Source organism: Dehalococcoidales bacterium, assembly GCA_035529395.1.
In the GTDB taxonomy this organism is placed as follows: Bacteria; Chloroflexota; Dehalococcoidia; order Dehalococcoidales; family Fen-1064; genus DUES01.
This window is the reverse complement of record DATKWT010000030.1, coordinates 1-6,141: the sequence shown is the minus strand read 5'-3', so window position 1 is coordinate 6,141 and position 6,141 is coordinate 1. Positions and strand designations below refer to the sequence as shown.

The 6,141-nt window shown below is 55.0% G+C and carries 4 protein-coding genes; 2 read left to right on the top strand and 2 right to left on the bottom strand.

The features are described from left to right. Positions 1-273: 273 nt before the first annotated feature. On the bottom strand, positions 274-1,320 hold the full coding sequence (locus VMW13_01840; GenBank protein HUV43550.1) for an ABC transporter ATP-binding protein: 1,047 nt from the start codon (positions 1,318-1,320) through the stop codon (positions 274-276). Between the two features lie 423 nt (positions 1,321-1,743). On the opposite strand from VMW13_01840, the gene VMW13_01835 reads away from it, so the two are divergent. Further along, the gene (locus tag VMW13_01835; protein HUV43549.1) at positions 1,744-3,303 is read left to right on the top strand and encodes a carboxylesterase/lipase family protein; all 1,560 of its coding nucleotides are present in this window, start codon (positions 1,744-1,746) and stop codon (positions 3,301-3,303) included. 48 nt (positions 3,304-3,351) lie between these two features. Beyond that, the gene (locus VMW13_01830) at positions 3,352-4,899 is read left to right on the top strand and encodes a carboxylesterase/lipase family protein (GenBank protein ID HUV43548.1); all 1,548 of its coding nucleotides are present in this window, start codon (positions 3,352-3,354) and stop codon (positions 4,897-4,899) included. A 262-nt stretch (positions 4,900-5,161) separates the two neighbouring features. Here VMW13_01830 and VMW13_01825 read toward each other — a convergent pair whose 3' ends face one another. Then, complete coding sequence (locus tag VMW13_01825) at positions 5,162-5,641, bottom strand: hypothetical protein (GenBank protein HUV43547.1); 480 nt, start codon at positions 5,639-5,641, stop codon at positions 5,162-5,164. Positions 5,642-6,141: the final 500 nt, after the last annotated feature.

Here is a 6,141-nt window from a genome sequence, read left to right as displayed (position 1 = left end):
GCCGGTGACGCCTACAGGGCAGGACTGATTAAGGGTTTAACACAATGCAGGGATATGGAACAGAGTGCAAGAATGGGAAGCGTGTGTGCATCTTTCGCCATCGAGCACCATGGCACGCAGGAATACTCTTTCAGCCTGAGGGAATTTGAGGAGAGGCTTGGCGAACCACTGTGAACCAGTCCGGATAAGATTCCGGGCTTCGGATTCTGTGAAACATTACATTCCGCAAAACTGACAACAAAGAGGCTGGGCCGGTGAGAATACCCGGCCTCTTTAGAAGATGTTCACCGCTGACGCCTTGAATGTTATATATACCTTCTGTCCCTCTTCCAGACACATCGCCTCAAACGAAGGGTGAAGCACGAGACAGACAAATTCCGGCGGCACGTCCACCCACACGTAAGCCATTGAGCCGCGGTCGGATATATGGGTGACAGTGCCCTGCAAGCTATTCACGGCATCAGAATCAAGCGGCTCCTTTGACATCAAGATATCCTCCGACCGGATAGAGGCATGTCGTTTGCCCCGCAGAGGCGTAGCTACGTCCATCTTCTTGCCATCGACACAAAAAACACTCTGTCCACCGGCGTCATCCTGCACTTCTCCTGCAAAGACGTTTCTTGTCATCAGGAATCGAGCCACCGCCTCCGAGTTCGGATGACGGAATACCTGGTCCGGGGTCCCTATCTGGACTATGCTGCCGTCAATCATTACTGCTATGCGGTCGCCCAGGGCAATCGCCTCTTCAAAATCATGAGTGACATGGATTGTTGTCAGTCTAAGCTGGTTATGTGATTCCTTCAGTTCTCTCTCAGTGACCTCTCTTGATTCAGTGTCAACTGAACCCAGGGGCTCATCGAGGATAAGAAGGTCAGGTTTCACCGCAATGGCCCTGGCCAGGCATATTTTCTGGCTCTCACCGCCACTCAGAGCCCAGGGTCTCTTGTTGAGAAGGTCCTGAAGGCCGAGGAGTTCAATCACACGGTCGACAGCCTCATCAACCTCTCGTTGTTTCTTGTATCGCCACATCAACCCAAAGGATATATTGTCACGGACCGGCAGATGCCTGTGGAGGATATACTTCTGAAAGGCAAATCCGATTCTCCTCTCCTGTATACTGAGGGAAGTCACATTCTTGCCATCAATCCATACTTCCCCGCTACGAACTCCCTGTAGCCCGGCGATGGACTCCAGAAGCACAGTCTTACCGGCACCGGTAGGTCCCAGAAGGATGAAGTACTCCCCATCCTGAACATCGAAAGAGATATCCTTCAGGAAGAAGTCGCCTCGCCTGGCACATAAGTCTTTTACCTCTAACACCTATCCCTCCCACAGTACTATTTTGTGCTTGCTCTCCTGGTTGCACGAACGGCAGCAGTGTCGAAGCTAGTGTGAACCTGTCGCCCTTTCCTCAAATCCGTGCAACATTTAGATTCTGTGTCTCCTCGCTCCGCTCGGAGCCCCGGCTCAAGAATGACATGTCAATAGGGTGAGATCCTTCGGCTTCGGCCTGCCGGCTAATCCAGCAGGTAATCTCAGGGTGACGCGCCGCTGCTATGTTTACTAGACCATTATGACAGTGAGATGACACGCACGCAATACTGCAGGCAGGTAAAGTTCTCTTCTTGTGTGGGAAGCAGCATCGACTGTACCGGATGAGTACAATATCTTGACAAAGGATGAGTAGAAGGCAGACAATTGCAGCGGTATCCAATATAATCACATGCTGATGGAAAGGAGCAAATGATGAAGGAAGTAATGGCCGAAACCACCGCAGGGAACATCTGCGGCACGATGGAGCGAGAAGTCTGCACCTTCAAGGGTGTCCCGTACGGCGCGCCCACCGGCGGCAAGCGCCGCTTCCTGCTCCCATTACCGGTTGAGCCGTGGGCGGGGATACGATACGCCGGCGACTTCGGGCCGATCTGTCCACAGACAGGGTCTCTGGTAGATGAGTTCCGACCCTATGCCATTGCCCGTACCGAAGGGCATACCAGACTGCTTCCTCAGAGTGAGAACTGCCTGGTATTGAACGTGTGGACGCCGGCTGTGAAGGACGGTGGAAAACGCCCCGTCATGGTGTGGCTACACGGCCGCGGCTTCGCCCAGGGTGCTGGCTCAGAGACGCAGTACAACGGTGCCAATCTCGCCAGACGCGGCAATGTGGTCGTGGTCACAATCAACCACCGGCTCAATGTCTTTGGCTACCTGCACCTGGCAGATATCGCCGGTGAGGAATATGCCGGCTCGGGTGTGGCCGGGATGCTGGATGCAGTACTGGCCCTTGAATGGGTCCGTGACAACATTGAGATGTTCGGCGGCGACCCCGGTAGAGTGATGATTTTCGGTGAGTCCGGTGGCGGCGCTAAGGTCAGTACGATGCTGGCCCTGCCCTCGGCGAAGGGCATGTTTCATCGTGCTGCCATTCAGAGCGGCGCGGGACTCCGGGGGGTAGAGGCCAGCGATGCCACCGACCTGACCGAACGCCTGCTGGCGAAGCTGGGTATAAAGGCAGACCAGATTGACAAGCTCCAGCAGGTACCGGCTCAGCAGCTACTGGATGCCGTAGGCACGCTGCCGGAGCGACCCCGCGCCGGCATGATTGGTGGGCCGACCGGAGCCATCATGCGGCTTGCCCCGGTAGTGGACGGCAAGTACTACCCCACTCACCCCTTCGACCCCGTGGCGGCACCGACAGCGGCGGATGTGCCGCTCATCGTCGGTACAAACCGTGACGAGAATGCAACCTTCCTGGCTGCAGACCCCCGGCGCCGCAGACTCGAAGAGCCGGAGCTGCGGAAGCGACTGGAACCTTTGCTCGGCGACAGGCTGGACAGCGTGATTGGTGTCTACAAGAAGACACGGCCCGATGCCACGCCCTGGGACCTGTTAATCGGGATTGCCAGTGAAGGAGCCCGACTGCGGTCCATCCAACTCGCGGAACGCAAGGCAGCAGGTGGCACAGCTCCGGTATTCATGTACCTGTTCACCTGGGAATCCAACTTCCTCGGGGGCCTGTTCAAGGCGGGCCATGGCCTTGAAATCCCGTTCGTGTTCGACATCACGGATGATGTGGGCATGACCGGCGACCGTCCCGACAAGTACGAGCTAGCCGCAGCGGTGAGCGAGGCGTGGATAGCTTTCGCCCACAGTGGAGACCCCAGCCACGCGGGGATTCCGAAATGGAAACCCTACACCACTGACAGCCGTGCAACGATGCTCTTCGATGTCCCGTGCCGGGTAGAGGTCGACCCGTTCCGCGAAGAACTCGATGCCTGGGAGGGTATCGAACTGCGTCGGTAGTCGTGAGTATTAACGGAGTTAACCAATAAACTACAGGGAGCATACATCATGACGGAAACGATAGTTGAAACCACCGCAGGCAAAGTCCGTGGCATGATAGACAGGGATGTCCTGATCTTCAAGGGCATCCCCTACGGAGCGCCAACCGGTGGCAGCAGGCGTTTCCTGCCGCCTGTGCCAGCTGAGCCATGGACGGGTGTCCGCGATGCCACTGAATTCGGGCCAACCTGCCCGCAAATGGAAATGCGAATCGGCGGAGTTCAGCCCGGGACACCTATCCTGGGACGTCTTCAAAACCTGCCACAGGAAGAAGACTGCCTGGTACTGAATGTGTGGACACGGGCCGTCGACGATGACGGGAAACGTCCGGTCATGGTGTGGCTGCATGGTGGTGGCTACTCATTCGGTTCCGGTTCAAGTGTAATGTCCGACGGTGCCGCACTCGCCAGACGTGGCGACGTGGTGGTGGTTACTATCAATCACCGGCTGAACGTCTTCGGATTCCTGCACCTGGCGGATATCGCCGGTGAGGCGTATGCCGGTTCGGGAATGGCCGGTATGCTGGACATAGTGCTGGCCCTGGAGTGGGTCCGTGATAATATCGGAACGTTTGGCGGCGACCCGGGTAACGTGACAATCTTTGGCGAGTCCGGTGGTGGCAGGAAAGTCAGCGTGGTGATGGCTATGCCCTCGGCGAAGGGCCTGTTCCATCGGGCCATTGTCCAGAGCAGCCCGGGATTACGGGGCAAAGAACCCGGGGACGCTACCGAGTTCACGGAACGTCTACTATCGGAGCTGAATATCAGGAACAATGAAATCGAGAAGCTCCAGAGGCTTCCCGCACAGCAGCTGCTGGATGTGGTGAGCACGCTATCGTCTCAACAACTGAGCGTTGGCATCATGAGTGGCGGAATCTTGATGCTGTTATCACCGGTGGTGGACGGTTATTACCTTCCGGCCCATCCATTCGACCCCGTGGCGGCACCAACGGCGGCGGACGTACCGCTCATAATAGGCACCAATCGGGACGAATCGGCACTCTTCGTAGCCGGTGACCCGCGACGCCGCAGGCTTGAAGAGTCAGAGCTTCGGGAACGACTGGCACGAAGGCTCGGCGACAGGCTGGATAGCATAATCGACGTCTACAAGAAGACACGGCCCGATGCCACTCCCTGGGACCTGTATATCGGAATCACCAGTGAAGACCGGCGACTGGGGTGTATTGAACTCGCGGAACGCAAGCTGGCGGGTGGCGACGCTCCGGTTTACATGTACCTGTTCACCTGGGAGTCCGACTACAAAGGATACCTTTTCAAGGCGTGCCACGCCCTTGAAATTCCATTTGTGTTCGACAATCCTGATAGTGCGCTGGTCACCGGCGAGCGACCTGATAAAGCCGAGTTGGCCGCAGCGATGAGCGAGGCGTGGATAGCCTTTGCGCGCAGTGGAGACCCCAGCCACGCGGGGATTCCGGAATGGCAACCTTACACCATTGATAACCGCGCAACCATGCTCATCGATGTCCCGTGCCGAATGGAGATTGACCCGGCTCGCGAAGAACTCGATGCCTGGGAGGGTATGGAAGTTATTCCCTAGCAGGGTGCTGAAAAACCCTTTCGACCATCCCCCTGACCCCCTTCCTAGCCAGGAAGGGGGAAAAGATTGTATCTGGGGGACACCCCCAGACCCCCGTCAAAAGGGCTTCGCCCCTTTGGAATCTCCTTTTTCATCATCCTGCTAGTCCAGACCCACCAATATCACACTATAACTCGCCAGGTTACCTGCTGCACAGAAGACTGGAATTTGTGACCGCAGTCACGATAGAGTGTACCTCAACTGGTAGCTGCCTGTTCACGTCTTAGAAAGCAAAACTGGAGCGCATCTTGATTCCCCAGTGGTTATCCTGCTTGGTCATCACCCAGATGGAAGGGAATGTACCAATCCTGGTGCCATCAATCCTGTACCGCGAAAATGTCACCATAAGATGTACCTTATTCTCAATACTCTGGATAACTTCCCGGGAATCCCAGCAACTGTGATTCCATTCATCGCGCTTCCTGAACTCTTCAAAGAAATTCGGCGGCATTGCATCACCGGCGTTTTCGCTTACTCTTAATTTACCGTTTGCTCCTACACGGGCATGAGGATAATTTATACAGGTGCCCGTTTTTGCGACGTCACCCTCATTGAATGCATCCATGTAAGCCATAGCCGCTTCTACTGCTTTTTCCTCATATTCGTTGTTAACAACTGTGACGACCTGTTTTCCTTCTGCATCTTCAGTAGCTTTTTCCGTAGTCACTATCTCTCTGGGGTATGATTTATCTGGTTGTGTCATCCGGTTTCCTCCTGAGTCGTATTTCAAAAATCGAAATCAGTAGTATGCGACTGTTCGGCATATCCGGGATGCAATTATGACCTGCCCAACTGATTCTACCACTTACTGAGTCAGGATTCATCGTATCACGGTGATTCATGGTTAGAAAAGAAAAGTGGCAGGTGTGGAAAGCAACAGCATTCAGACGGATATAGACACACCTATTTTACTGCGGAAGTTTTAGGAAACCTTTAGCCGGGATTTCCCATATCAACTCTAAGTGAGCCGACCTCGAATATTTTTGTCTTCGACACAGATGATATACCCCTCCCATTTGATTGTCAACATGATTAAAACCCCTCAGATAACCTAAAGCACCCCGGAAGTCCAGTTCGGCGGCCCAAAACACCCGTTAAACAACCCGGAAGTAGCTCTCCACCTGAAAAATGAACATACTTCTCCGATCTTATTTGCCTGGTTGCCTCTGTGTGCCCTCAGTGTGCTAGCCCGGAGCCAGACTT